The sequence below is a fragment of the Lentzea miocenica genome (genome assembly GCF_033949945.1).
Classification (GTDB): domain Bacteria; phylum Actinomycetota; class Actinomycetes; order Mycobacteriales; family Pseudonocardiaceae; genus Lentzea; species Lentzea miocenica.
This window is the reverse complement of sequence record NZ_JAXAVW010000001.1, coordinates 349904-373911: the sequence shown is the minus strand read 5'-3', so window position 1 is coordinate 373911 and position 24008 is coordinate 349904. Positions and strand designations below refer to the sequence as shown.

Annotated in this window: 23 protein-coding genes; 14 read left to right on the top strand and 9 right to left on the bottom strand. The window is 69.2% G+C overall.

Annotated features, from left to right (window positions below; genetic code table 11):
- Nucleotide 1 precedes the first annotated feature (1 nt).
- From SK803_RS01755 to SK803_RS01740, 4 genes are all read right to left on the bottom strand, one after another.
- The gene (locus tag SK803_RS01755) at nt 2–1276 is read right to left on the bottom strand and encodes a tannase/feruloyl esterase family alpha/beta hydrolase (protein WP_319963912.1); all 1275 of its coding nucleotides are present in this window, start codon (nt 1274–1276) and stop codon (nt 2–4) included.
- An 11-nt stretch (nt 1277–1287) separates the two neighbouring features.
- On the bottom strand, nt 1288–1656 hold the full coding sequence (locus tag SK803_RS01750) for an STAS domain-containing protein (protein ID WP_319963911.1): 369 nt from the start codon (nt 1654–1656) through the stop codon (nt 1288–1290).
- Nucleotides 1657–1753: 97 nt separating this feature from the next.
- Complete coding sequence (locus tag SK803_RS01745) at nt 1754–2662, bottom strand: helix-turn-helix transcriptional regulator (protein WP_319963910.1); 909 nt, start codon at nt 2660–2662, stop codon at nt 1754–1756.
- A 158-nt stretch (nt 2663–2820) separates the two neighbouring features.
- Nucleotides 2821–3693 carry an SGNH/GDSL hydrolase family protein gene (locus SK803_RS01740; RefSeq protein WP_319963909.1) on the bottom strand — a complete coding sequence of 291 codons (873 nt, stop codon included), beginning with the start codon at nt 3691–3693 and terminating at the stop codon, nt 2821–2823.
- A gap of 83 nt (nt 3694–3776) precedes the next feature.
- Here SK803_RS01740 and SK803_RS01735 point away from each other — a divergent pair, with 83 nt between their 5' ends.
- From SK803_RS01735 to SK803_RS01720, 4 genes are all read left to right on the top strand, one after another.
- A complete protein-coding gene (locus SK803_RS01735; RefSeq protein ID WP_319963908.1) occupies nt 3777–4304 on the top strand; it encodes an isochorismatase family protein in 528 nt (175 codons plus the stop codon).
- A gap of 64 nt (nt 4305–4368) precedes the next feature.
- Nucleotides 4369–6699, top strand: coding sequence for a hypothetical protein (locus SK803_RS01730; RefSeq protein ID WP_319963907.1), 2331 nt, complete (start codon nt 4369–4371; stop codon nt 6697–6699).
- 97 nt (nt 6700–6796) lie between these two features.
- Complete coding sequence (locus tag SK803_RS01725) at nt 6797–7273, top strand: nucleotidyltransferase domain-containing protein (protein ID WP_319963906.1); 477 nt, start codon at nt 6797–6799, stop codon at nt 7271–7273.
- Between the two features lie 93 nt (nt 7274–7366).
- A complete protein-coding gene (locus tag SK803_RS01720) occupies nt 7367–8617 on the top strand; it encodes a cytochrome P450 (protein ID WP_319963905.1) in 1251 nt (416 codons plus the stop codon).
- Here the strand turns inward: SK803_RS01720 and SK803_RS01715 are convergent.
- Nucleotides 8598–9344, bottom strand: a complete 747-nt coding sequence (locus tag SK803_RS01715) for a DinB family protein (protein WP_319963904.1) — start codon at nt 9342–9344, stop codon at nt 8598–8600. The genes SK803_RS01720 and SK803_RS01715 overlap by 20 nt on opposite strands.
- Before the next feature lie 52 nt (nt 9345–9396).
- On the opposite strand from SK803_RS01715, the gene SK803_RS01710 reads away from it, so the two are divergent.
- Both SK803_RS01710 and SK803_RS01705 read left to right on the top strand, forming a co-directional pair.
- Nucleotides 9397–10119 carry a class I SAM-dependent DNA methyltransferase gene (locus tag SK803_RS01710; RefSeq protein WP_319963903.1) on the top strand — a complete coding sequence of 241 codons (723 nt, stop codon included), beginning with the start codon at nt 9397–9399 and terminating at the stop codon, nt 10117–10119.
- Between the two features lie 61 nt (nt 10120–10180).
- Complete coding sequence (locus tag SK803_RS01705; protein WP_319963902.1) at nt 10181–11911, top strand: metallopeptidase domain-containing protein; 1731 nt, start codon at nt 10181–10183, stop codon at nt 11909–11911.
- Between the two features lie 101 nt (nt 11912–12012).
- Here SK803_RS01705 and SK803_RS01700 read toward each other — a convergent pair whose 3' ends face one another.
- Entirely contained in the window at nt 12013–12408 is a 396-nt protein-coding gene (locus SK803_RS01700; protein WP_319963901.1) for a nuclear transport factor 2 family protein, read from the bottom strand.
- 57 nt (nt 12409–12465) lie between these two features.
- Here SK803_RS01700 and SK803_RS01695 point away from each other — a divergent pair, with 57 nt between their 5' ends.
- Together SK803_RS01695 and SK803_RS01690 are read left to right on the top strand one after the other, a co-directional pair.
- Complete coding sequence (locus tag SK803_RS01695) at nt 12466–13038, top strand: PadR family transcriptional regulator (protein ID WP_319963900.1); 573 nt, start codon at nt 12466–12468, stop codon at nt 13036–13038.
- Nucleotides 13039–13053: 15 nt separating this feature from the next.
- Nucleotides 13054–13362 (top strand): hypothetical protein, encoded by a 309-nt coding sequence (locus tag SK803_RS01690; protein ID WP_319963899.1) that lies wholly within the window; start codon nt 13054–13056, stop codon nt 13360–13362.
- Here the strand turns inward: SK803_RS01690 and SK803_RS01685 are convergent.
- Entirely contained in the window at nt 13316–13750 is a 435-nt protein-coding gene (locus SK803_RS01685) for a GNAT family N-acetyltransferase (protein ID WP_319963898.1), read from the bottom strand. The two genes, SK803_RS01690 and SK803_RS01685, sit on opposite strands and share 47 nt — an antisense overlap.
- A gap of 72 nt (nt 13751–13822) precedes the next feature.
- Between SK803_RS01685 and SK803_RS01680 the strand changes: the two genes are divergently transcribed.
- The 4 genes from SK803_RS01680 (at nt 13823) to SK803_RS01665 (ending at nt 18273) form a co-directional block, all read left to right on the top strand.
- Nucleotides 13823–14335 carry a hypothetical protein gene (locus SK803_RS01680; protein WP_319963897.1) on the top strand — a complete coding sequence of 171 codons (513 nt, stop codon included), beginning with the start codon at nt 13823–13825 and terminating at the stop codon, nt 14333–14335.
- A gap of 65 nt (nt 14336–14400) precedes the next feature.
- A complete protein-coding gene (locus SK803_RS01675; protein WP_319963896.1) occupies nt 14401–15705 on the top strand; it encodes a PepSY-associated TM helix domain-containing protein in 1305 nt (434 codons plus the stop codon).
- Nucleotides 15706–15874: 169 nt separating this feature from the next.
- On the top strand, nt 15875–16885 hold the full coding sequence (locus tag SK803_RS01670; RefSeq protein ID WP_319963895.1) for a YbaB/EbfC family nucleoid-associated protein: 1011 nt from the start codon (nt 15875–15877) through the stop codon (nt 16883–16885).
- A gap of 56 nt (nt 16886–16941) precedes the next feature.
- On the top strand, nt 16942–18273 hold the full coding sequence (locus tag SK803_RS01665) for a M28 family peptidase (RefSeq protein ID WP_319963894.1): 1332 nt from the start codon (nt 16942–16944) through the stop codon (nt 18271–18273).
- A 6-nt stretch (nt 18274–18279) separates the two neighbouring features.
- Here SK803_RS01665 and SK803_RS01660 read toward each other — a convergent pair whose 3' ends face one another.
- Nucleotides 18280–20250 carry a putative bifunctional diguanylate cyclase/phosphodiesterase gene (locus SK803_RS01660; RefSeq protein ID WP_319963893.1) on the bottom strand — a complete coding sequence of 657 codons (1971 nt, stop codon included), beginning with the start codon at nt 20248–20250 and terminating at the stop codon, nt 18280–18282.
- Between the two features lie 177 nt (nt 20251–20427).
- On the opposite strand from SK803_RS01660, the gene SK803_RS01655 reads away from it, so the two are divergent.
- Both SK803_RS01655 and SK803_RS01650 read left to right on the top strand, forming a co-directional pair.
- Nucleotides 20428–21447, top strand: a complete 1020-nt coding sequence (locus SK803_RS01655; RefSeq protein ID WP_319963892.1) for a sugar ABC transporter substrate-binding protein — start codon at nt 20428–20430, stop codon at nt 21445–21447.
- Between the two features lie 86 nt (nt 21448–21533).
- On the top strand, nt 21534–22970 hold the full coding sequence (locus tag SK803_RS01650) for an amidohydrolase family protein (protein ID WP_319963891.1): 1437 nt from the start codon (nt 21534–21536) through the stop codon (nt 22968–22970).
- 16 nt (nt 22971–22986) lie between these two features.
- On the opposite strand, the gene SK803_RS01645 is transcribed toward SK803_RS01650, so the two are convergent.
- Nucleotides 22987–24000: an alpha/beta fold hydrolase gene (locus SK803_RS01645; protein WP_319963890.1), complete on the bottom strand. Its 1014-nt coding sequence runs from the start codon at nt 23998–24000 to the stop codon at nt 22987–22989.
- Nucleotides 24001–24008: the final 8 nt, after the last annotated feature.

Genomic DNA, 24008 nt, shown 5'->3' with positions numbered 1-24008 from the left:
ATCACGACAGCGGGCAGGTCGACACATCCGTCGGCCGTGGCAACGTCGCGGACTCCGGTGGCGCCACCCCGTCCAGCCACCGCTCCAAAGCCACGAACGCCGATCGATGACAAGGCGCCAACGGCCGCAACCGATCCGGATGAGCGTCCACGAGCCCGTCCACGTGCGTCCCCTGCTCGACCCGGTAGTACCGATGCAGCCGATCAGGCGTCATGGCCGCGTACACGTCCGAATCCTGGCTGATCGGCAGCAACACGTCGTACGTCCCGTGCACCGTCAGCAACGGCCGCTTCACGCGGCCGGTCAACGCGACCCGCGACACCGCCGGCCCGGCGATTCGACGTCGCGAGGCATACGAGTAGTCAGTATCGCAGGAAGGCGTTCCAGAGGCACAGAACGGAACCCCGGCCTCCAGGTCACCATCGAACCGCGGATCGAACTCCTCGCGGTAGATCCGTTGCGTGAGATCCCAGTAGTAGCGGTAGTGGTAGTCCCACAGGAACTCGGTACCCGCGGGAAAACCGGCCGCCACCATCGCGGCATGTGCCGACGGGTCACCGGCGACGTAGGCCGGGTACGCGCGCAGCACGGGAGGCAGGAACGTCAACGGGTTCGGCCCGTCGACCGTCCACAGTGTCCCCTCCCAGTCGACGCCGCCGTCGTAGAGGTGGGGGCGGTTCTCGAGTTGCCAGCGGACCAGGTAGCCGCCGTTGGAGATGCCGGTGGCGATGGTGCGGCGTGGGGCGTGGCCGTAGCGGCGGGTGACAGCGGTGCGGGCGGCGGTGGTGAGCTGGGTGAAGCGGTGGTTCCACTCCTCCATGGCGCGGCCGTCGCGGTAGAACTGCGCGCCGGTGTTGCCCTTGTCGGTGGCGGCGAAGGCGTAGCCGCGAGAGAGGACCCAGTCGGAGATGGCGCGGTCGTTGGCGTACTGCTCGCGCACGCCGGGGGCGCCGGTCACGACCAGGCCGCCGTTCCAGCGGTCGGGCAGCCTGAGCACGAACTGCGCGTCGTGTTGCCAGCCGTGGTTGGTGTTCGTGCGGGACGTGTCCGGGAAGTAGCCGTCGATCTGGATGCCGGGGACGGCGGACGGCACGGGCAGGGCCGTGCTGGTGAGGCCTGCCCAGTCGGCCGGGTCGGTGTGGCCGGACAGGGTGGTGCCGGTGGTGGTGAGGTCGGCCAGGCGGGCGAACTGCTGATGTTCGGCGCCCGGCACGGTGACCGGCACCGCGGCCGTGGGCGGGGTCAGCGCGAGTACCAGTACCAGCGGGAGCAACATAGCTGGTCAAGCTAGTGAGCGCGGCCCTTCGGCGACATGGTTGCCTCCCACACAAGGCCCGCTTTGAAGGTGGTGAAGCCGAACAGGTCCAGCACGCGGCGCACCTGCGGCTGGGTGCGGTGGAGGTCGAACGACTTGCCGCTGTAGTGCGCGGCGCACAGCAGGAGCAGCAGGCTGCGCAGGCCGCTGGCCGACAGGAAGGTCACCTCGGCCAGGTCGACGGACACGCGGCTGGTCGCGGTGTCGGTGATGCCGGGCAGTACCGCCGCGAAGAACAGGTCGCACGTCGTCACGTCCATCTCGCCGCGGCACGTGGCCACGAAACTGGTGCCCGAGCGCTGCGTCTGCACGGCGAACGGGCTGGTCTCACAGCCGGTCATCGGACCTCACCCTCGAAGAGCGGGCGTTCACTTGACCGCACCTCGGCGCCGAGCGATAGCAGCGCAAACGAAGGCACGACCGGGAAAGCGAAGCGCGTCAGCGTGACCGCAGGGTCTGCGACGGCGAAACCCCGTAGGCGGCGCGGTAGTGAGCGGCGAAGACACCCGGACGGGCGTAACCCCATCTGGCGGCGATCATCGTGACAGTCCCGTTCGCGGCACGCAGGTCGGCGTCAGCACACGAGAGGCGCACGCGGCGGAGGTAGGCCATCGGCGTCATGTCGAGGTGACGGCGGAACGCGAGTTGTATCGCGCGAATGGACACGCGTGCGGCACGCGCGATGTCGGCGACGGTGATGTCCTTCGCGGCGTTGTCCTCGATGAACGTGACAGCGCGCCGCACGGTCCGAGGGTGCGCATCACGACGGTCTGCGGCCGTCCAGTCCATCAGCGTGCTGTTGGGGAACGTTGCGAGTGTGGTGGCCACCAACAGCCGTATCGCGTTCGCCACGACAAGCGGATTGTTCTCGAACACCGGCAGTACTTCGTTCTGCAGATGTAGGCACGTCGACCGCCACGCGGCCGCAGCGGCAGGCGAGAGAGGACGGCAGCCATCGAAGCGAACGTCATCCGCGACCTCGTCCACGACGTCCTGGCCGAACACCACCATTGCCGCCTGCGGGTCCTCGGCGCCCACCGCGAACGGCCGGCCGGGAGGCATCGCGAGGAAGACGTCGTCGGACGCCACGAATCGGTCCTCGCCGTCCGAGGGGTACCAGAGGCGGCCGGACGTCAGATGCCCGAAGACGTAGGCATCGAGCGGGTCGCCCAGAGCCTCGAACCCGATGTGACCACTGAGCCGGTCGAACCGGACCGGCCCGAGCATGCGCGATTCCAGTCGCAGCGACGGACGCCGATCACCGCTGTTGAACCGCAACCGCGTGTACGCCGAGCTCAGCACCTCGTGCGCCTCGTCCAAGTCCGTCATCTCGACGACCTGCTCCACGTGCTGCACGATCCTCGCCCGTTCCGGCGGTGTCCATCGCCAGGACGGTCGCTTCCGCTGACACCAGACCGCCGAACCAGAAGGCGGAACGCTCTGCCTCAAGCCACCGCGGAGCGTTCCGCCGTTCAGCCCGGCGAGTTCAGCCCGGCAAGTTCAGCTCAGTAAGTCCGGACGAGCGTGGCCAGCGCCGCCTGACCCTGCTGGTTCGGGTGGAACACAGCCTCCGGGCCCTCCTGTCCGGGCGCCAGCGCGTCGAAGCCGCGCAGGAACGGCGTGCCCGACTCGCACAGCGCGTGGCCGTTGAAGGTGTCGGGGCGGGAGAACGGACTGGAGAAGGTCACGAACACGCCCGCACGCCGGGCCGCGGTCACCGCCGAGCGCAGCGTCGCGTCGAGGCCGTCGGCGACCTCGTTGCCCTCACGGCGTTCCGCGGTGGTGAGGATGCCGTCGCCGCAGATCGGGTCGAGAGTGGCGCCGGGAGGGTTGTCCGAAGTGGACACCTGGCGGCCGTAGCCCACGAGCACGATGCGGGCGTACGGGCTGCGCTTGCCGATCTCGGTGAGCAGGGCGGTGACGTTGCTGCCCATCTGGGGCAGCCTGGCCAGAATCGCGTCCGTGGGAGCACCGGTGCAGTCGGCCTGGACGCACGTGCCGCCGTAGGTCGAGTAGTCGATGTCGTTGGTGCCGACGGTGAGCAGCACGAGGCCGGTGTCGCGCTTCAGGGCGTCGAGCTGGGCCGGGCGGTCCTTGAACGGGCGGGAGAAGTCGGCGGTGGCGGCACCGCTGCAGCTCACGTTCGTGAACGAGCCGAGCCTGCCCGCGGCGCGCAGCCGTGCGGCGACCTGTTCGCCGTAGGAGTTGTTGCTGCGCCAGCAGTTGCCGGCCGTTCCGTCCTGATAGTCGCCGGCCCCCGTGCCGGACGCGTAGGAGTCGCCGAGCACCACGACAGACGTGGAATGCGCGGCATTGGCCGTGGGAGCGATCGCCAGAGCGGCCAGAACAGCGGTGAGGACAACAATAGTTCTTTTCACGGAACCCCCATGTTGATGTTGTGCCGTCACCATCCTGCCCCAGCCGGGCATCGGCGCGCCGCCAATCGAGATACCGTGGCCGGATGAGGGCGGCGCTGGTGATCGTCGACATGCAGGAAGTGCTGATCCCCCACATGTGGCGGGGCGAGGAGCTGGCGGACCGGATCGCCGGGCTCGCGGACAGGGCACGCGAACGCGGAGTGCCGGTGGTCGCGTTGCAACAGATCGGCGGCGCCATGTTCGCGCCCGAGGCGCCCGGCACGCGGCTCTGCGAACGCCTTCGCCTGCACCCGAGCGACATCGTCGTCCAGAAGAGCGCGGTCGACGGCTTCTACCGCAGCGCCCTCGCGGAGGTCCTCGACGGCTTCGACACCGTCGTGCTGACCGGAGTGGGCACCGACTACTGCGTGGACGCGACCGCGCGGTCCGCCGTGAGCCACGGGTTCGACGTGGTGCTGGTCGAGGACGGCCACTCGACCGCGGCGAACGGTGACCAGGAGGCCGGACTCACCGCCGAACAGATCATCGCGCGGCACAACCGGTTGCTCAGCGCGATGATCCATCCCGGCGGCACCGTGACCGTGCGCTCCACAGCGGAGATCTTCTTCTGATCCCGGTGACAAACCGCGATCCGGGATGACACGATCCGCCGGAAGTTCGTCTCTAGGGGGATCAGTGAGAACGTCTGGCAGACCCCGGCATGGCGCCGGGGCACTCGTCGCCGCGCTGGTGACAGGGCTCGTCGTGGTGGCACCGGGTACCGCGAACGCCGCCCAGCAACCGAACTGGGCCATGCCCCTCCCGGTCAAGTGGTCCACCACCGACTCCAAGCGGCCGCACGAGGAGATCACGACAGGCGACCAGAGAGTCGGGGCCTGGCGGGACGACAAGCACCACATCGGCAAGTCGTACCTCACCTTCGACATCACGCGGTTCAAGGGCACCCAGCTGTTCACGGCGAACCTGCGCACGCCGGAGAAGGCCGCGAACGACTGCACGAAGCCGCGCTCCACGCAGATGTGGGTCGTGCGGCCGCAGAACAAGATCACCTGGGCTGACCAGCCCGCGGAGATCGCGAACGTCGCGCCGAACCCGGTCCCCGACCAGGACTGCGTGTCGCAGGCGGTCACCTGGAACGTCGTCGAGCCCGTCAAGCAGGCCCTGGAGAAGGGCCAGACGACGATCACGTTCGCGCTCCGGATCGCCGAGCAGTTCCAGGGCGAGGTCGAGTACGGCCGCACCTACGACCCGACCGGGCGGCTCAACGCGACGTTCAACACGCCGCCGGGCACACCGACCGATCTGAAGATCGACATCCACACCTGCAACGGCACCACCACGCCGGTCATCCCCAGCCTCACGCCACGTGTCAAGGCGACCCTGCACGACGCCGACCCCGACAACGGCGGTGTCAGCGGGCGGGTGGCGTTCTGGCCGGTGCACGCGCCGGAGCAGCGGATCGAGGTCGTGGCCCCCTGGGCTCCCGGGTCGATCGACACCTTGTTCCCCGCGGGCCTGGTCCAGGACGGTGGCACCTACGCGTTCGCCGTGCGCACCGAGGACGGGTTCACGAACTCCGAGTGGTCCGCGCCGTGCCGGTTCACCGCCGACATCACCGCCCCTGCCACGCCGCCGATGATCTCCTCGGCCACCTTCCGGGAGAACGGCGGTCCGCCCGGTGACGGCGGCGAGGGCATGCCGGGTGACTTCACCTTCAGCGCGAACGGCGTGACGGACGTCGTCGCGTTCGAGTACGACGGTCTCGGCATCCCGTCCGGCCGGGTCGCCGCGGACGCCCCCGGCGGCAAGGCGACGATCACCATCACGCCGACCACCGACGGCCCCGTCTCGATCCAGGCCCGCTCCCTCGACCGAGCCGGGTTGCGGTCGGAGACCAGGACCTACCGGTACTGGGTGCGCACGACCGGGCCGTGGGTGCAACTCCCGCAGTTCGAGCTCGGCACGCCGGGCGAAGTCGTGTTCAACGCCAACCAGGACGGTGCCACGCGGTTCGTCTACCAGCTCGACGGCGGCCAGGAGCAGTCGGTGCCCGTCGGCGACGACCGCAAGGGGCGCCACACGTTCCTGTTCACCGTGCCGGGCAGCGAGTACCACGCCCTGAAGGTGTGGACGGTCGACGACGCCGGAACCAAGTCCGGTGTGCACGACACGAACTTCTACGTCGATCAGCTGCGGCCGTGGGTCGACGTCGACCCGTGGGACGGGATCGTCGGCCAGAAGCGCACGATCACCGTGTCGCCCAGCAGGGACGGTGTCGTGTCCTATGTGTACAAGATCGGCGACGATCCCGAGAAGGTGCTGCCCGCGGCCGCGGACGGTTCGCTGACGTTCGAGTACACGCCGACGACCAAGGGCTACCACGACGTGCTGGTGGCGAGCGTCAACGCGGCCGGCGTCCGGTCCGGCTGGGGTGACGGCACGGTCGTCGCCGAGGCACCCGCGCCCACGGTGACGAGCAACGACTACAAGTACGAGCCGCAGGGCGCTCCCGGCCAGGCGGGCACGTTCACGTTCTCGTCGCCGCGGATCCCAGTCGTGTCGTACGAGTACCGGTTCAACGGCGATCCGTGGCAGGCCACCACGGGCACGCAGATCCAGTGGGCACCCAAGAAGCCGGGCTACCACTACCTCTACGTGCGCGGCGTGACCGAGAGCGGCTTCGAGACCGACGAGCAGTCGTACATGTTCCAGGTGAAGCCGTTGCCGCCCACCGTGACCAGCCCGCAGTTCCCGGACGGCGGACCGGTGACGGCACGTCCGAACCAGCCGGTCGAGTTCGTGGTGACACCGGCACTGCCCGGTTCGCACGAGGTGCTGTGGTCCATCTCGTTCGGTGCGCCGACGGTCGTCCCGGTCGGCGAGGACGGCAAGGCGCGGTTCACCTACACGCCCGGCGGGTCGTTCGAGCTGACGGTGTCGAGCCGGACGCCGGACGGCATCGTGTCCGGTGACGTCAAGCGCACGTACTCCGTGCCGACGTCGTGACGGGTGGTGGCCCGCCGGTGACACCACCGGCGGGCCACCGGCCGCGCCACGGGCAAAAGTGGTGGACCGCTTCAGATTCCGATGATTTCCTTCGCGGGTGATCGCGAAGGACGTGCTCGACATCTTGGCGGCGTTGGACGGCAACGACATCTGGGTCGGCGGTGGCTGGGGCATCGACGCATTGGTGGGCGAACAGACCCGCCCGCACGAAGACCTCGATCTGATGCACCGCGAGGACCAGGAACCGGAAGTGCTCGCAGCACTCGGCAAACTCGGGTTCGCCGAAACCCTGTCGTGGCGGCCGGTGCGGTTCGTGCTCACCGATCCCGCCGGCCGTGAGATCGACCTGCACCCGCTGCGGTTCGCTCCGGACGGCAGCGCTGAGCAGTCCTCGCTGACGCCCGGCGAACCGTTCCGCTACCCCGCCAGTGCCTTCGTCACCGGCACGATCCTCGGCGTCACCGTGCCGTGCCTGTCCGTGGAACAGCAGATCCACTTCCACCAGGGGTACGAGGCGCGCGAACGGGATCTGCACGACCTGGCGCTGCTGCGGAAGCTGGCGGAACCCATTTGAAATTCCGATGGCCGGCCGCCCAAAAGTGCAAAGGTTCCGGAACGCGCGCCGGTTCAGTTCTTTCCCCAGTTTGCCGCGGTCTAGAACTCGCCCATGACAACAGCCCCGCCGCCCGACGCCGCCCTCGACGCGATGAGACCCGTCTTACCGGCCGACCTCATGGACCGCGCGAGCACCTTCGACCCCGCGCCGCGTCTCGCCGCACTCAGCGCGGCCGGCCCGATCCACAAGATCGAGCACAACGACGAACCGCTCTGGCTCGTCACGAGTCAGGACGCCGCCCGCGCGCTGCTGTCCGACCCGCGGATGAGCGCCGACCGGTACAAGGTCAAACGCTTGCGGGACAAGCTCGATCCGGAGATGCGCGACAAGTTCGCGGCCGCCGAGAGCCGCTCCGGGTCGTTCATCACGACCGACCCGCCGGAGCACACCCGGTACCGCAGGCTGCTCGCCCGGCAGTTCACCATGCGCCGGATGCGCGCGCTGACCGAGCAGATCGAGCAGATCGTCGCGGCCAAGATCGACGCGATGATCGCCGCGGGCCCGCCGGCGGACCTGATCCGCGACTTCGCGCTGCCCGTGCCGTCACTGGTGATCTGCGAACTGCTCGGCGTGCCGGTCGCCGACCGCGGGCACTTCCAGGACGACACCATCGAGTTGCTCGACATGGCCACCGACCTGGAGGGGCTGATCGAGGTCGGCACCCGCATGCACCGCTACATGTGGGGCCTGGTGCAGGTGAAGCGCGCCAATCGTGAGGACGACCTGCTGTCCGAACTGGCCCACACCAGCGACATGTCCGACGACGAGATGGTCGGCCTCGCGAACCTGTTGCTGATCGCCGGCCATGAGACGACGACCAACATGCTCGGCCTCGGCGTGCTCGCGTTGCTCGACCACCCCGGGCAACTCGCTGCCCTGCGCGAAGATCCGGACGGCCTGATGGACACCGCCGTCGAGGAGATGCTGCGCTATCTGTCCATTGTCGACACCGGGATCGTGCGGTACGCGTTGGAGGAAGTGCGAATCGGCGGCGTCACGATCGAAGAGGGCGACACCGTGATGTGCTCGGTGATCGCCGCCAACCGCGACCCGGCGGAATGCCCGGCGCCCGACGAGTTCCGCATCGACCGCCCGCGCACCAGGCATCTCTCGCTGGGCCACGGCGTGCATCAGTGCCTGGGCAACGAACTCGCACGCATCGAGATGTCCGTTGCCTTCCGCGAACTGCTGCGCCGCCTGCCGGGCCTGAGGCTCGCCGTGCCCGCCGAAGAGGTGCACGTCCGCACCACGTCGACGATCTTCGGCGTGAAGCACCTACCGATCACGTGGGACGTGCCGTGAGCAGGTCGAGGTCGCGCTCGGCGAAGAGCCGGTGCTGCCACTCCTCGTTGAGGACGCAGCGCAGGCACCTGGCCACGGGATAGCTCTTCGACGGCGGCCAGCCTTCGGGTTCCAGCACCGGCACGGTGTCCGAGTTCAGCTGCTCGTCGGTCAGGTTCGCCAGCACGTCGCGCATCCCGTCCATCCGGTCGCGCCTGATCGCGAGGATCTCGTCGAGCGACGGACGGGCCGCGCGGTCCCGCGGGATGTTCGGGATGTCCTCCATCCCGGCGCACCCCAGGCCGAGCGGATGCCAGGGCGCCGGCTCACCGAGGAGCGCTCGCCGGATCCACGAGTCCGTCGCCATCACCAGGTGCCGCAACGTCTCGATGAACGAGAACTCACCGTCCACCGACTCGTGCAACAGCTCGGGGCCGAGGCCGCGGGCACGCTCGAGCGTGCCCGCCCACAACCGTTCGATGATCTCCCACGCCTCGCGGTAGCCCGCCGGATCCGTCGGCCGCATCTTGGGCCGCTCCGGGTACCGGCGGTCGAGCTCGGCCTCGACCAGCGGCCCGACGTCCACCCCGTTGACCACGAGCTTGCCGATGTACCCGTCGATGTCGAGATCGAGCACCTCGACGCCGCGCATCACGACCCGGTCCAGCTTGACCTCGCGGAACGTCGTGCCGCTCAGGTCGACGAACTCGAACCGCGAATCCCGCAGATCTTCCCCAGCGAAGTCCATGACGGGAACCTAGCCGGAAAATTCGGTGGCCGCCGAGGCTAGCGTGGGATTCGTGCAGGGATTCAACCCGAGTTTCAGTGCCGAAGCAGCTGCCACCTACGACAACTCGCCCCGTGGCGACGAGGCCGACACGGTCAGATTCCTCGCCGGGTTCGGCAAAACCGCCCTGGAGTTCGCGATCGGCACCGGCCGCGTCGCGTTGCCGCTCGCCGCGGAAGGCGTTGCGGTGGACGGCATCGAGCTCTCCCCCGACATGGTCGCGAAGATGCGGGAGAAACCCGGTGGCGACGCCGTCGACGTGACGATGGGCGACATGTCCCGCGTGGGCACCGGCCGCACGTACGAGCTGGTGTTCCTGGTGTACAACACGATCTGCAACCTCCTCACCCAGGACGACCAGGTCCGCTGTTTCGAGAACGCGGCACGCCACCTCGAACCGAGTGGCGTGTTCGTGATCGAGTCCGGGCTGCCGAGCTGGGCGGCGCGGCCGCGCGACCAGTTCATCGACGTGGAGACGCTGGAGGTCGACCGCGTCGGGTTCGACGTCAACCGGTACGACCCGGTGACCCAGATGCTCGACGAGAACCACGTGGAGATCACCGCGAACGGCATCCGGTTCGGCCCGATCCGGCAGCGGCTGACGTACCCGGCCGAGTTCGATCTCATGGCGCGGATCGCGGGGCTGCGGCTGCGTGACCGCTGGGGAGGCTGGAACGGTGAGCCCTTCACGGCGGACAGCAGGCGGCACGTGAGCGTGTACGAAGTCGCCGCGTAACGTTCTCGCGCCACGGTCGAGTTCCTCTGTGTCCACCTGAGGCGGCACAGAGGAGGCGATCATGATCGCGGTCGTTCCGGTGAAGTACGCGGCCACGGACAGTGTCTGGTCACGCGAACAGTTCGAGAACTGGATGCGTCCGGGCATCGCCCACAGCCTGGGCGACTTCTGGTGGCGGTGCTCGCGCGGGCTCTTCGACGTGAGCAGTCAGGTGTACGACCCGGTCGTCATCCCCGACCCGGGTCAGGTGACCAACGACGACCGGGACGACCTGCAGGACGCGGTGGTGAAGGCCGCCACGCAGGTCGACTGGGCGCACACGGACGTCCTGCTGATCTGGCTCGCGCGCCCGACCGGCTGGTGGGGCGGCGGCTGGGTGTGGGTTCCGGGTCCCGACGGCCAGCAGAAGCAGATCAGGGCGACCGTGGTCGACTCGATCACGCCGTTCGACGCGGCGTGCCAGGAACTCGGGCACGGCCTCGGCCTCGGCCACGAACTCGACCTCAACGGGGCGTCGTACACCTCGCCGTACTCCGTGATGAGCGCCCGCGCCTACGGCTCGGCGCGGGCGAGCTGGATCCGCAAGTCGGTCGCGGAGTTGCCCGACGGCGACCTGAACAAGGAATCGCCGTACGCGGGCATACCGGCGAACCTCATCGTCGGACCGCTGGTGCCGGGCGCGCACCTGTACCGGGACGCGCGGTTCCGCGACAGCTCGTCGGTGGCGCACGTGCGCGGCCTGCCCGCGAAAGTGCGGCTGTACAAGCCCGACTACACGGCACGGGGCTCGGGCAGGCCCGTGCTGATCGCGGTGCCGTCGCAGCGGCACGACGGACGGGTGTTCTGCGTGGAGGTGCGGCGCGCGGCCACGGAGGCCTACGACCAGGCGATCACGAACGAAGGTCTGGTCGTGCACTCCGTCAACCCCGACGGCCGGATCCGCTACGACGGCGCGGCGGGCCTCGCGCTCGGCGACTGGGCCTGTTCCGCGGGCGACTTCGCCCTGCGGCTCACCACCGTGACCGACGACTTCGTCGACGTGGAGGTGCGCGCGGGGTCGGTGGTCTCGTTCCCGATCCGCGGCGTGCTGCTGGCAGGCGGGTTCCGCACCCAGCACCAGCTCAACACCATGACGCAGGACCAGATGCGCAACACCCTGATCGTGTGCATGGCTTCGCTGAGCAAGCAGAACGACTACCAGCGCTACGACAACGACACGCTGGCCGGCATGGGCGCGATCATGGTCTTCCTGCGGCGCAACGGACTCCGCGACGACGCGGCGCTCAAGAGCATGACCGCCGACGACCAGCGCAACGTGGCGATCGTCGAACTCGGCGCTCAAACCGGCGCCGGTCAGGCGTTGCAGGGGTTCACGAACCTGCAGCTGGCCCAGATCGCGCTCGGCAGCGACCTCGCCACCCGCGGCCGCCGGCCCGGCTCGACCCCGTTCTACGGCCGCGGTGTGCTGCTGGCCGGGCGGTTCCGCACCCAGCACCAGCTCAACACGATGTCCCGCGACGACATGCGCAACACGCTGATCGTGGTGATGGCCTCGCTCAGCAACCAGAAGGACTACCAGGCCTACAGCGACGCGGAACTCGCCGGGGTGGGCGCGGTGATGGTGTTCCTGCGGGAGAACGGGCTTCGCGATGACGAGGCGCTCAAGAAGATGTCGGCCGACGACCAGCGCAACGTGGCGATCGTGGAGCTGGCCGCGCAGACCAAGCGCAACCTGCAGGGGTTGAGCAACCTCGACCTGGCGCTGACCGCTTTAGGAGTCGAACGCTTCTAGGCAGGCTGCCGGAGGAGCCCGTCGGGTTGGGTGTAGTTGACGGCGATTCGATCAAGTGTTGGTAGTACTTGCAGACGCCACTTGGAGCTGGCGAGAGGTGCTCAGGGCGACGCAGGCCCTAGCGCTTCGGCCTTGATCTGCTCGAACTGGGCCGCCATCGCCGCGGACAGGGCCTGGGCGCCGGACAACGGGCGCACCATCACGGTGAACTCGTCGATCAGCCCGTTCTCGTCGAGGTGCAGGAAGTCGCAGCCCTGGATCTCCTTGCCGCCCACCTCGGTGCGGAACACCAGGGCGTGGTTCCGGCCGTCGATGATCTCGCGCTCGTAGCGGAAGTTCTCGAACACCCGCATCACGCCGCGCAGGATCGCGGCGGTCAGCGGCTTGCCGGGGTACGGCGCGAAGGCGACCGGGCTGGTGAACACCACGTTGTCCGCGAGGCAGGCCGCCATCGCGTCGGTGTCGCGTGCTTCGACTGCCTTGCGGAATGCGTTCACTGCCAGCCCTCGCATACTCAACTTGTTGACTAGGTCGATGCACCGTAACCTGCGGGTATGTCGCTGCGCAATGCCGTGATGGCCGCCCTGCTCGACGGGGCGGCGTCCGGCTACGACCTGGCCAAGGCGTTCGACGCGTCCGTGGCGAACTTCTGGATGTGCACGCCGCAGCAGCTCTACCGCGAGCTGGACCGGATGGAGACCGACGGGCTGATCGAGGCCAGGACCGTCGAGCAGGAGCGCCGGCCGAACAAGCGGCTGTTCTCCCTCACCGCGGCGGGCCTGGAGGCGCTGGCGGCGTTCACGGCGGAGCCGCACAAGCCCACCGCGATCCGCGACGAGCTGCTGGTCGCGGTGATGGCCGCGGACTCCGGCGATCTGGAGGCGGTGAAAGCGTCGCTGCGAGAACGCAAGCAGTGGGCAGAGGCGAAGATCACGCGCTACGAACGCCTCAAGGCCAAACTGCTCGGCGAACGCACCGAGGAGGAGTTCCTCGCCGAGGCAGAACGCGTCGGGCCGTACCTGACTTTGTTGCGCGGCTTGTCGTTCGAGCGGGACAACGTGCGGTGGTGCGCGCGGAGCCTCACCGTGCTGGAGCGGCGTGGTGCCCGGCTCGACGCGCCCACGTGAGGTTGAATCGGGTTCATGAACGGCATCTCGTTGTTGCAGGAGGCACTCAGCGCACCCGCGGAAGAGGCGCGCAACCGGTTCGCGGGGCGGCTCAACGGCTACCTCGAGGGGTCCGATGTCGTGCACGCCGTGCGGTTGCAGGGCTGGCTCGGGCTGGAGGTGCCCGGCCCCGGCTGTCACGTCGGCACGGGCAGCTGGGACTTCACCCGCTTCAAGGCGACGACCTCGCCGGTGACGTGCGGGCGGTGCCGGTCGGCCGGCCTGCTCACCAGTTCGTTCACCGGCGGCCCGCACCAGCAGACGCTGGACCTGGAGGGAATCTGATGGCGGCGCGGTTGCGCACGCCCATCCCGGTGAACGCGATCATGCCGAGACGTTCGTAGTACGGCCGCAGCTCGTCGTCACACGTCAGGTCCACCGAGTAGAGGTGCTCGGCCTCGGCCAGGATCCGCCGCATCAGCTCCGTGCCGATGCCCTGGCCCTGGAAGTCCGGCCGCACCTCCAGCCACGGGACGAACGCCGTCAGCACGCCGTCACTGATCATGTTCACGAACCCGACGACCTCGTCGTCCGACAGCGCGATCACCACGCGATAGCTTCCGCGCAGCACGGCGAGATGCTGTGCGGGCGACGGCGGTGTGGGCCATCCCACGAAGAACCCGGCGAGTTTGTCCTCGGTGAGGTCGCTGACGTCTGTCCGGTAAGAAATCACCGCCGCATTGAACCGTGAGACCGAAACATTCGTAGGGTGGTTTCGACCAATTCGCCAGCTAAGCTGCTGGTCGTGACCCTGCCACCAGTCCCGCTGCGCCGTGCGCGCTGTGCGGCTGTCGGCATCGTCACCGGGGCACTCGCCGTGTTCGCGCACTCGTCGGCGGACGGCCGCTTGCCGGACGCCGGCCTGGTCTTCTCCCTCGTCGCTCTGCTGACGTGGGCCTGCGCCGGTTTCGCCCGGCACGAGCTCACCCCCGGCCGGCTGCTGATGCTGGTCGGCGGCGGACAGCTGGCGATGCACCTCATGGTGTCGCTCGCCGTGTCCCGGCACTCGCACGAACCCGATCCCTCACGCATGGTCGCTTCGCACGTCGTGGCGACCGTGTTGACCGTCGCCGTGCTCGCCGTCGCCGAACGCACGGTGCTCTCACTGGCCCGCGCCATCGCGGCGGTGCTGCCCCGCAGGCTCACTCCCCCGCCCGCCACGGCACCCCTGGTCGTCGCGACGCCTCGCCGCGTACCGGCCACGATCACCTTCCTGGACGTGCTGTCGTGGCGCGGTCCTCCGGCTGAACAGGTCTGAATCCCCTTCACAGGGCCGCCTGACGGGCGGTCCTGCCCCTGTTCACGCCCATTTGGAGTGCCCGGATGACCGACACAGCCACCACAGCCGCGCCGCCACGCACATCGTTCGCGTGGCGGGGACTCTTCCTGCGCCTGCACTTCTACGCCGGCGTGCTCGTCGGCCCGTTCGTCCTCATCGCCGCGCTGACCGGCGTGCTCTACGCCCTCACCCCTCAGCTGGAGTCCTGGGTCTACTCGGACGAGCTCCGCGTTCCCGTTTCAGCGCAACAACTCCCGCTCTCGAAGCAGATCGACGCCGCGGTCGCGACCTCGCCACAGGGGTCGCTGGTCGCGGTGCGCCCGGCTCCGGAACCGGGCGACACCACCCGCGTGCTGTTCTCCGAGGAGGGACTGGGTGAGTCCGAACGCCGGGCCGTGTTCGTCGATCCCGGCACCGGACGGGTCACCGGTGATCTCGTCGTCTACGGGACGAGCGGCGTGCTGCCGTTGCGCACCACGCTGGATCAGTTGCACCGCAACCTGTTGCTCGGCGAACCCGGCCGCCTCTACAGCGAACTCGCCGCTTCCTGGCTGTGGGTCGTCGCGCTCGGCGGTCTCGTTCTGTGGATCACGCGGGCTCGCAACAGCAAGCGCATCCGCACGCACGGCCTGATCGGCGTTTGGGTGCTCGCCGGTGCGTTGTTCCTGTCCGCCACGGGCCTCACGTGGTCCGCGTATGCCGGCGAGAACGTCGCGTCGCTGCGCAAGGCCGTCGGCTGGACCACGCCGGCGTTGAAGATGCCCGGCGGCACCGGCGGTGGCGATCACGGCGAGCACGGTGAGCACACGTCGGCCGGCTCGGGCCACAGCGACGTCGACACCGTGCTCTCGGCGGCCCGCGCCTCGGGCATCGACGCCCGGAAGGTCGAGATCGGCCTGCCCAAGTCCCCCGGCGGAGCCTGGAAGGTGGCCGAGATCCAGCCCGGCCTGCCCACGCAGGTCGACTCGGTGGCCGTCCAGGGCGGCGCCGTGGTCAGCTCGGTGAAGTTCGCCGACTACCCGCTCGGCGCGAAGCTGACCAGGTGGGGCATCGACGGCCACATGGGCGTGCTGTTCGGCTGGCCCAACCAGCTGCTGCTGTTGTTCCTCGGCGGCGGGCTCGTCTGGCTGGTCGTGCTCGGCTACCGGATGTGGTGGAAGCGCAGGCCCACCAGCGGCTTCGGCCGGCCCACGCCGCGCGGCCAGTGGCGCAAGGCCCCGCCGGCCGCGCTGGTCGGGCTGGGTGCCGGCGCGCTGGTCGTCGGGTGGTTCGTGCCGCTGCTCGGCGTCAGTCTCGTGGTCTTCTTGGCGATCGACGCGGTGCTCGGCAGGCGCGCGAAGACGGCCTGACCCAACGGGATCGGTGTGGCGCACGGGCTCGTGCGCCACACTGTCCACAGTGGACAAGTCTTGCCTGATCTGGACATTTACGGCATATTTACGCGCAGGTGCGCCGGGAAGCCTGGTCGGCCCGCACGTCACATCGCGTGACGGCGGAGAGCCGACGAGGGGCGCGCAAATGACGTTACTTCCCCACGCCATTCCCCTGATCAACGATCCCCAGGTCGTGCACGCGCTGGCCGCTCGCTGGCGCCGCACCAGGACGTTGCTGATCCTCTCCGCCGGTGTGCTGCCCGTCGCGATCGGGCTGGTCTGCATCGTGCTCGCCGGGATGACCTCCGCCGGACAGCGGGTCATGCCGTGGTGGTCGGCGATTCCGGCCGTCGCCGCGGCGGCGTGCGCGTGGGCGTTGCTGAGCTGGTTGCGCCGCAACGGGTTGAGCGACCCGCACTCGTGGCTGCCCGCGACCACCCTGATGACCGGCGCGCAGCTGGTGCTCGGTGTGCTGCCGGGTTCGGGCATCGCGTTGCGGCTCAGTCCCGGCGCGGCCATCGCGGTGAAGGCGTTGTGCGCGGCCGGGGTGCTGGGCGCGGGCTCGGCGTCGTGGCTCGCCCGGCTGGCCCATCGCTCGTTGCTCTCGGCCCCGATCCTGGAACTCGGCTCGACGGCGTTCCCGCTCGTGCTGGAGGGCCACGACTCGCGCGTGGTGATCGGCACCGACCGCGTCGACTGGACCACGCGGTCCGGCGGCCGGCTCGACGTCGGCGTCGCGTTCGCGCGCATCCTGCGCGTGAGCACCGAGGCGAACGCGGTCGTGCTGCACACCGCGTCCGGTTCGTGGACGGTTCCCGTGGCCGATCCCGCTACCACGCAAGCGTTGTTGCGCCGCAGGCTCTCGTGGTGGGAGGAGCGCGGGGTGGCCGCTGAGGAGCGCGAGCGCCGCCGTTACCTCGACCTGGTCCGGTTGCTCGCGGCGGTCAGCGGCGAGGCGTCGCGTGGCGGCGTCACCGTGACCGTGGACTCGAACGGTGTCACGACGGGCGTCTCGCTCAGCCCGGCCGTACGCGACCTCGAACCGGAAGTGCTCGCCACGCATCTGATGGCGTGCGTGGACAAGGCCCGAACGGACGCACGTCGTCAGGTCCAGGACCTCGTCCTCGAGCACGCCGCGGCCAAAGCCAGCCACTAGTCGGTTGTCCGCCGCCTCCCGTCCTGCCTACGTTCTGCTGGCTGGAACATCGTGAGATGGGGGACGAGATGCGCAGACGTGACTTCCTCGCGGCGGCGGCCGGGGTGGCCGCCGTCGTGGCCAACCCCGCGGGCGCGCTCGCGGCGACCGAACAACGACCGGGCGCGTCCCACCCGCCGAACCTGGATCTCGGCGATTTCCCCGTCGTGGCAAGGGTTCGGGCCCGTCACGCGCTGGAACACCTGAAGGTGCTGAGCGACAGGATCGGGCCGCGCATCGGGGGCACCGCGTCCGAGCACCGGGCCCGCGACTACCTCGTCCGCGAGCTCAAGGCGTTGCGGTACCAGGTGACGACGCAGCCGTTCACGGTGCCGGACAAGTACCTCGCCGACCTCCCGGGCCTCGGGCAGGCGGGCGCGTCCCGGTTCGGATCACTCGGCGTGACGGTCAAGGCGCCGTTCGTCGAGGTGGTGGACGGGCAACTGCCGGACCTCACGGGCAAGATCGCGTTCTACGTCAACGCTCCTGCCGGTTCGGCGCACGTGCACGCGGCGATCGAACGCGGTGCGGTGGCCGTGATCCTCGGCCGGATCTCCGCCACCGCGAACAAGTCCAGCGCGTTCTCGCCGACCCTCGACCGCAACGTCACCGTGCCGGTCATCGGACTGGCCCAGGTGCACACGGAGAAGCTGCGCGCTTCCGGCTCCGGCGAGCTGACGATCACCACCACGCACCACCCGAACCTGACGTCCTACAACGTGATCGCGGAACGTCCTGCGACGTTCCCGTGGCGGGACAACGGGGTCGTGATGGTCACCGCGCACTACGACAGCGTGCCGGGGTCGCCGGGCGCCAACGACGACGGCAGCGGAACCGTGCTGTGCCTGGAACTGGCGCGCGTGCTGCGGTACCTGCCTACGCACAAGGCTTTGCGGTTCGCGTTGTGGGGCTCGGAGGAACAGGGCCTGCTCGGGTCGCGGCACTACGTCTCGCAGTTGCCAGTGGAGGAGATCGCGCGGATCAAGGGCGTGTTCCAGAACGACATGGTCGCCACGAGTCACGACCCGGCCACCGCGTACTGGCTGCTGTCCGTCGACGGCGCCGACAACGCGACGACCGCCGGGGTGCGGGCGGCGGCTCAACGCCTCGGGTACGACCCGCGGGTGCACGGTCCGGTGGCGCGCGGGTCGAGCGACCACGTGCCGTTCCACGAGAAGGGCATGGCGTCGGCGAACTTCAGCTGGCGCGGCGAGGGCGGGCCGGCGTTGCTGGAGCCGATCTACCACACGCCGGAGGACACGATCCGCGACAACATCAGCCTGGAGCGGCTGCAGGTGTCACTGGAGCTGATCGGCGCCGCGGCCTACCGGCTGGCCTGCCAGCGGTAGCCGGGATCACGGCGTGGAGGTGGGCACGGTCAGCTCGGTGAGCGTCCGGTCCCGCAGCCAGGTCTCGAACTCGTCCGCCGGCAACGGCCGGCTCAGGCAGTAACCCTGCACGATGTCGCAACCGAGGGCGGCGAGGGCGTTCCACGTTTCCTCGTCCTCGACGCCCTCGGCGACGACCTCGAGTTCGAGGTTGTGCGCGAGGCCGAGCAACGAGCGGGTGATCGCGCCGCTCGACGCGTCCGTGCGCATGTTGGTGGTGAAGGAGCGGTCGATCTTCATCTCGTGCACCGGCATCGTGCGCAGGTAGGCGATGGACGAGTAGCCGGTGCCGAAGTCGTCGATGGACAGCCGCACACCGAGCTCCCGCAGGCGCAACAGCACTTCGCTCGCCCGGTGCGGGTCGGCGATGATCGCGCTCTCGGTGATCTCCAGGGTCAGCACTTCCGGTGGGCGGCCGTGCAGTTTCAGCGCGGTGGCGACCTGGTCGGGGAAGGTCAGGTCGTGCAGGCACTGGGCGCCGACGTTGACCGAGACCGGGACGTCCCAGCCGGCCAGGTGCCAGGTGTGGCACTGGGCCAGCGCGTGGTCGAGCACGTACTGGGTCAGCGGCTCGATCAGGCCGGTCTCCTCGGCGGCCGGGATGAACCGGTCGGGGCCGAGCAGGCCGAGCCGCGGGTGCTGCCAGCGGCACAGGACCTCGGCGCCGCAGACGGATCCGGTGCGCACGTCGGCCTTGGGCTGGTAGTGCAGCACGAGTTCGCCGTGGTCGATGGCGTGCCGCAGGTCGCTGATGACGGTGAGCTGGGCTGCGCTGTGGTCGTCGCGGCCGGGTTCGTAGACGGACGTGCCCAGACGGGCGCGCTTGGCCGCGTACATGGCGATGTCGGCGTGCTTCAACAACTCGTGCGCGTCCGAGGAGTCGTTCGGGTACATCGCCACGCCGATGCTGCAGCCGATGTCGACCGACAAGCCGTCCAGGTCGACGGCTTCCTCCAGCGCCCGGTGCACCCGCTCGGCGACGATGAGGGCGTTCGCGGAGGTGTTCACCGACGGCAGCAGGACGGCGAACTCGTCGCCGCCGAGCCGGGCCACCGTGTCGACGTCGCGGACGGCGCCGGTCAGCCGGTTCGCGACGTGTTGCAGCAGGCGGTCGCCGAACGCGTGGCCGAGGGTGTCGTTGATCGGTTTGAAGCGGTTGAGGTCGATCAGGAACAGGCCGAGCGGATCGCCGTTCTGGTTGGAGCGGCGGATGGCCTGCTCGGTGCGCTGGGTGAGCAGGGTCCGGTTGGCGAGGCCGGTCAGCGCGTCGTGCATCGCCTCGTGCTCGCTCTTGGCAGCCTGGCGGAGGATCTTGCGGCGGTGCCCGAGCAGCACCACGCCGCAGAGCCCGACCAGGCCGAGGTCGATGATGAACGCGATGAGGGCGGCGAGGCGGAGACGGCCGTTCTGGGTTTCCGCGGCACGCAGGTATTCGCTGGTCTCCAGGCGTTTCAGCTGCACGACCGTGGAGAGCTGCTTGCGCAACGAGACCAGCGTGAGCTCGGCCTGGTCCGCCTTCCGCAGGGCGCCGGTGGTGTCGCCCCGGTCGCCGGCCGAGACGGCCTCGCGCAGCAGGGTCGAGTAGTCGCCGTAGAGGTCACCGACGATCGTGGCGGCGCGGATGTCCGCGGTGCCGCCGTTGTCGCGCAGCCAGCGCAGGCTCTCGTCGGCGGCACCGGCGGCGTTCGCGACGGGCTGGCGCATCACGGGCGTGCCGGAGCGCAGGTAGTCGATGAGGGCGTGGTCGGCGACGTCGACGTTCTGGACGACCAGACCCCAGCGGTCGCTGATCTCGTTGAGCTCGTGCAGGTGCGTGGCCGCGCGCTGCATGCTGAGACTCGTCCACAGCGCGAGACCCGCCAGCGCGGCCAAGCCGATCGTCAGACTGACGACGGTCGTCTGCGCGGTGGTGCGGGCCTCGACCCAGTTGGACAGCATCCAGAACGCCTCACGGTGGACATCGCTTTCCGGCGAAGGTGCTATTGGTACGCAGCCAAAGGATTGCACGCAAGCCGACACCTCGTTCGCACCGTGCACTACTCTCGTTCGCTTCCAACTTCCTACGGATGGGGCTTCCCCGTGGTTCGTCTGGCCCGTCTCGTTCTACCTGCGCTTTTGATCGCTGCGGCGGGGGTGAGCGGGTGCGGCACGGCGAAGACGTCCGATGACCCTCCCACGATCGGATTCATCGCCCAGAACAACAGCCGCGACTTCTCCAAGGAGATGAGCGAGGGCTTCCGGGCGGGCTCGACCATCGCCGGTGGCGTCACGGCGGAGATCACCGGGCCGGACACGCACGACGGCCTCAGGCAGGTCGAACTGCTGCGTGACCTCGCCACGCGGGCGAAGGGCGGCATCGGGCTGTCGGCCGTCGCGCCGGAACTGGTGGCCGAGCCGATGGCGCAGGTGATCGAGCAGGGCGTTCCGGTGATCGCGGTCGCCGGCGGCCAGGTCGCGCCGGGCAGCAGGGTCACGTTGATGATCGAGAACGACAGTTTCGAGATGGGCAAGCTGCTCGCGGACGCCGCGGCGGACCGGTTGCCGCCGGACAGCTCTGGCAAGATCGTCATCGGCAGCAACTCCCCCGCGATGCCCGCGCTGGACCAGCGGTCGCTCGGGATGCGGGCGCGGCTGCTCGAACGACTGCCGAAGCTGCAGGTCATCGGGCCTCTCGACACCGGGCGCGACCTGACGGCGAACCTCGCGACGTGGCGACGGCTGGCAGACGCGAACCCGGACGCCCTCGCGCTGCTGGGCGCCGGTGACGTCGACGCGATCAACCTCGCCGCCGTGCACGCGGAGAAGAACGCCAAGTGGCTGGCCGGAGCGTTCAGCGTGGATCCCAAGGCGCTGCAGGGCGTCAAGGACGGGCACCTGTTCGCGTCGGTGTCGGCCGAGCACTTCCTCAAGGGCGCGGTGGCCGGGTACATGCTGGCCCAGCACGCCAAGTCCGGCCGGAAGATGCCGGAGGGCTGGTTCGTCGCACCGGGACTGCTGGTGCAGGCGTCCAACGTGGACGAGATCATCCGCCGGCAGGCGTCCGGGACGAGCAAGCTCGAGGCCGCCCGGCCGCAGATGGACGCGCTCACGGCGGATCCGACGAAGCACCTTCGTCCACTCGACCAGGCGCGATGAGCCGTTTGCACGATGGATCTTCCACGCTCGTGACACGGCGCTGATCTGGAGCGAGCATGCAGGCTCTCCCCGTCTTTGGAGGCCGCATGATCAACCGAAGGACACTCACCAAATCCCTTGGTGCCGCAATAGCAATCTCGGCCACGTCCGCGGTGCCCGCCGCCGGCTCCGCTGACAACGATGACGCGCGCCGCGGCCGGTACCTGATCCGGGGTGGCGCGGTCGTCACCGTCGACAAGGCGCTCGGAGTGCTGCCCCGCGCCGACGTGCTGATCGACGACGGCAGGATCGAGGCCGTCGGCAAGGACCTGAACGCCCGCGGGGCGAAGATCGTCGACGCGACCGACATGATCGTCATGCCCGGCTTCGTCAACACCCACTTCCACATGTGGAGCGCGCTGGGCCGCAACTTCGTGGCCGACGGCTTCCCGTACTTCGCGGCCAAGCGGGCCACGTCCACGTTGTACAGCGCCCAGGACGTCTACCGCAGCGTGCTGCTCGGGTTGGCCGAACTGGCGAACGCGGGTGTGACCACCGTGCACAACTGGTCGAACAACACCCGGTCCCCCGCGCACGCCGACGCCGAACTCCGCGCGCACCGCGACGGGTTGTTGCGCGCCCGGTTCTCCTACGGGCACGTGGACCAGATGTCGCGTGACGTACCGATGGATCTCACGGACGTGGATCGCGTACGGCAGCAGTACTTCGCCGGCGGCAGCGCGTTCGACGGGCTGGTGCATCTCGGCGTCAACGTGCGCGGGTTGTCGCAGAGCAACGAGCCGGCGTTCTTCGCGGACATGGAAGCGGTCCTGCGGCGCGGCCTGCCGGTCGCGATCCACGCCGGTCAGGCACCGCCGCGGACGGTGGACGCCGCGGACTACGAACGGCGGGGATGGCTCGGGCCCAAGACGTTGCTGTGCCACTACGTCACGGCGCTGGACAGCGACATGGAGATCATGGTGCGGACCGGCACGCCGCTGTCCTGGTCGCCGCACTCGGAGTTCCGGCTGGGCACGGCGGGCGATCCGCGCGACACGCTGCTGCGGTTCCGCAGGGCCGGCGTGCCGGTGTCGCTGTCCTCGGACGCCACGTCCATCGCGCCGTCGGACATGTTCGAGACGATGCGGCTCGTCTGGAACACCGGGATTCCGTGGCAGGGCACGCCTTCCGCCGGTCTGCCGGAGGTCGGCTTCCGCGACGTGCTGGAGATGGCGACCTTGAACGGTGCCCGCGCGCTGGGGCTCGGCGACGTCACCGGGTCGATCACCGCCGGCAAGCGCGCGGACGTGATCCTGGTGCGCGCCAACGACATCAACTTGGCGCCGGGCGGGTTGTTCGAGACCACGCTGGTGCAGGCGGCGACCCCTGCCAACGTCGACACCGTGTTCTCGGACGGCCGGATCGTGAAGCGCGGCGGCAAGCTCGTCGGCTACGACGTCGGCCGGATCGTGCGTGATGCGAAGACTTCCTCCCTCCGCATCCGCACGTCCGCCGGCGGAATCCTGACCCCGCCCGTGGTGTGAAGGCTGCCGGAGGTGTTCAGCGGCTCGCGTCGAGCACGGCGCGGGTGAACGCCTCCGGCGCCTCCTGCGGCACGTTGTGGCCGATTCCGTCGAGGATCCGGTGCTCGTAGCGTCCGGTGAACCGGTCGCGGTAGCCCGCGCCGCTCTTGTTCGGGCCGTCGAAGTCGCTGGCGATCGTGATCGTCGGGACGCTGATCGCCGGCCTGGCCCGCAGCTTCCGTTCGAGGCCGTCGTAGCGGTGCTCGCCCTCCGCGAGTTCGAGCCGCCAGCGGTAGTTGTGGATGACGATCGCGACGTGGTCCGGGTTCTTCCAGGCCGTCGCGCTCTGGGCGTAGGTGGCCTCGTCGAAGTTCCACCGCGGCGAGGCGAGCTTCCAGATCAGCTTGTTGAACTCGTAGGTGTTCTGCGTGTAGCCCTTCTCGCCGCGCTCGGTGGAGAAGTAGAACTGGTACCACCAGCCCAGTTCGGCCTGCGGGCTCAGCGGTTCCCGGTTGGCGGCGAGGCTGATGATCAGGTACCCGCTGACCGACACCAGCGCCTTGACCCGCTCCGGCCACAGCGCCGCGGTGACGCACGCCGTCCGCGCACCCCAGTCGAACCCGGCGAGCGTGGCTTTCTGGATCTTGAGCGCGTCCATGAAGGCGATCAGGTCGCTCGCGACAGCGGCCGGCTGCCCGTTGCGCTTCGTGCGTGCGTGCAGGAATCGCGTCGGGCCATAGCCGCGGAGGTACGGGATGAGCACGCGGTGGCCCTGCGCGGCGAGTGCCGGTGCCACGTCGACGAAGCTGTGGATGTCGTACGGCCAGCCGTGCAGGAGGATCGTGACCGGGCCGTCCGCCGGGCCCATCTCCGCGTAGCCGACGTCCAGCAACCCGGCCCTGACCTGCTTGATCGCACCCCACGCGGGCTTGCCTGACTGCATGGTCCGCGCGGTCTGTCCGTTCGCGGTTCCTGCTCCTGCTGCTGCGACGAGGGGTGCCGCCACGCCCGTCACGGCCAGCGCCTGGGAGAACTGTCGCCTGCTGATCATGACCTCGA

What these genes read in the sequence shown, in the direction of transcription:
- SK803_RS01675 (WP_319963896.1), top strand. Translation starts at nt 14,401, where the DNA reads ATGACCGACACAGCCACCACAGCCGCGCCGCCACGCACATCGTTCGCG.
- SK803_RS01755 (WP_319963912.1), bottom strand. Translation starts at nt 1,276, where the DNA reads ATGTTGCTCCCGCTGGTACTGGTACTCGCGCTGACCCCGCCCACGGCC.
- SK803_RS01705 (WP_319963902.1), top strand. Translation starts at nt 10,181, where the DNA reads ATGATCGCGGTCGTTCCGGTGAAGTACGCGGCCACGGACAGTGTCTGG.
- SK803_RS01735 (WP_319963908.1), top strand. Translation starts at nt 3,777, where the DNA reads ATGAGGGCGGCGCTGGTGATCGTCGACATGCAGGAAGTGCTGATCCCC.
- SK803_RS01645 (WP_319963890.1), bottom strand. Translation starts at nt 24,000, where the DNA reads ATGATCAGCAGGCGACAGTTCTCCCAGGCGCTGGCCGTGACGGGCGTG.
- SK803_RS01750 (WP_319963911.1), bottom strand. Translation starts at nt 1,656, where the DNA reads ATGACCGGCTGTGAGACCAGCCCGTTCGCCGTGCAGACGCAGCGCTCG.
- SK803_RS01650 (WP_319963891.1), top strand. Translation starts at nt 21,534, where the DNA reads ATGATCAACCGAAGGACACTCACCAAATCCCTTGGTGCCGCAATAGCA.
- SK803_RS01695 (WP_319963900.1), top strand. Translation starts at nt 12,466, where the DNA reads ATGTCGCTGCGCAATGCCGTGATGGCCGCCCTGCTCGACGGGGCGGCG.
- SK803_RS01720 (WP_319963905.1), top strand. Translation starts at nt 7,367, where the DNA reads ATGACAACAGCCCCGCCGCCCGACGCCGCCCTCGACGCGATGAGACCC.
- SK803_RS01670 (WP_319963895.1), top strand. Translation starts at nt 15,875, where the DNA reads ATGACGTTACTTCCCCACGCCATTCCCCTGATCAACGATCCCCAGGTC.
- SK803_RS01665 (WP_319963894.1), top strand. Translation starts at nt 16,942, where the DNA reads ATGGGGGACGAGATGCGCAGACGTGACTTCCTCGCGGCGGCGGCCGGG.
- SK803_RS01660 (WP_319963893.1), bottom strand. Translation starts at nt 20,250, where the DNA reads ATGCTGTCCAACTGGGTCGAGGCCCGCACCACCGCGCAGACGACCGTC.
- SK803_RS01690 (WP_319963899.1), top strand. Translation starts at nt 13,054, where the DNA reads ATGAACGGCATCTCGTTGTTGCAGGAGGCACTCAGCGCACCCGCGGAA.
- SK803_RS01715 (WP_319963904.1), bottom strand. Translation starts at nt 9,344, where the DNA reads ATGGACTTCGCTGGGGAAGATCTGCGGGATTCGCGGTTCGAGTTCGTC.